The following is a 1,372-nucleotide window of genomic DNA, read 5'->3' on the forward strand; positions in this document are numbered from 1 at the left end:
CGGGCAGGCCAAAGATAGGTCGCGTGCCTTTGTTGGTCTGGATATATGTCAATGACGCCTTGACGTCGGACCAGAACTAACGCCTTTCGGTGCTTAGCTGCATGCAATACAAGGACTTCTCTGTGAGGTAACGCCAATGCCATCCTACAATTTTGAAGCGTCATGGAAAGCGATTGCGATCGGCAGCATTCTCATAAACTTCGGATCCATTGCTACCATCGCAACTATGGCTGCCACTAACGATGCGGGCGCATTAAATACAATTGCGCTCGCACTCGCAGTAATCGCATTTATCTGCCAACTCATCATATTCACGATACAGACATCGCAATCCGGTTCCCAGCTAAAACAAGCAGAACGTCTAAACTCGGAAACGTCGCAGCTATTAGCCGAAATGCGGACTCGGATTGAAGGAACCCACCAAATGGTAAGCTCGCAATATCAGGAATTGCTTCATCTTGCAGCCCTAAAATCGGTTTCAGAAGCAGCCAAGCAGCCGGAGGCTCCGCCAATGAATAGTCAGGTTAATCTTGCGCAACTTGAAGCCATGGTAGAAAAAGTAGCAACTCGAGCCACTTCTCTCGGCGCAAATGTACTCAACACGAACGTGCATATAAGTGTGCCTCGATCCAAGGCGCACCTCATGTCAACATGGCCATCGCTTAACACGGGGCTCCGACATATTATTCAAGACTTGAAGAAACTCCCGGCTGGAGCGATTCGAAATCTTGCGCTAAGTGCAGGTGATGAGTATTCGAGCAATAAATATAGGACAAAGCCTGGCCTCAGCTTTACCTCTAGCGATCAGCCTTTGATTGATCATAAAATGGCTGAAATTGTAACAATAGAAGACGCGCAAAAGATTATCCTGACGCCGCGAGGGCGTCTAGCTGGTCGATTGCTTCTCTCTGCATGGCCTCCTCCAGAGACTCTATCTAACGTCAAATCCGATATCGAAGCTGTACGTAATGAATTGCCTCAAGATGTCCGCGAGCATCTTGAGGCCATATTGGAATGAAAAGCATATAAATGCTGACCCGAGGGCGTGATTGGCTGGAACTTCGAAAGGGAGCCAAGCCGGGAGCCACGCCAGGTGAACCAACCTGAACAGGAGTGGACTGGACTGACCAGGCTGACATGCCATTGCGACCCACAGGAACTGATCGATACCACGTGATCCTGGTTCGAGTCCCATCGTGGGGAGCCGTGCTGTGGATCTTGTTCCGTCTCTGTTCTGCCGGAACGCAGAAGACACCGGAAACCGGTGATAACCACTGGAAGCTGCTTTCGCAGCTCAGGACCGGTACCGAGGCGAAGGCCAAGGTCAACGAGGAGGCGCGAACAGAACCCGGCCTACAGGCCGACTCGTCTC

Annotated in this window: 1 protein-coding gene; it reads left to right on the forward strand. The window is 50.9% G+C overall.

Translation table 11 applies throughout. The features are described from left to right. Positions 1-136 precede the first annotated feature (136 nt). Positions 137-1,018, forward strand: coding sequence for a hypothetical protein (locus HII36_RS55170; protein ID WP_173531384.1), 882 nt, complete (start codon positions 137-139; stop codon positions 1,016-1,018). Positions 1,019-1,372 lie beyond the last annotated feature (354 nt).

Source organism: Nonomuraea antri, from assembly GCF_013283785.1.
GTDB lineage: Bacteria > Actinomycetota > Actinomycetes > Streptosporangiales > Streptosporangiaceae > Nonomuraea > Nonomuraea antri.

Coding starts and splice junctions, on each gene's coding strand:
- HII36_RS55170 (WP_173531384.1), top strand. CDS start 137: ATGCCATCCTACAATTTTGAAGCGTCATGGAAAGCGATTGCGATCGGC.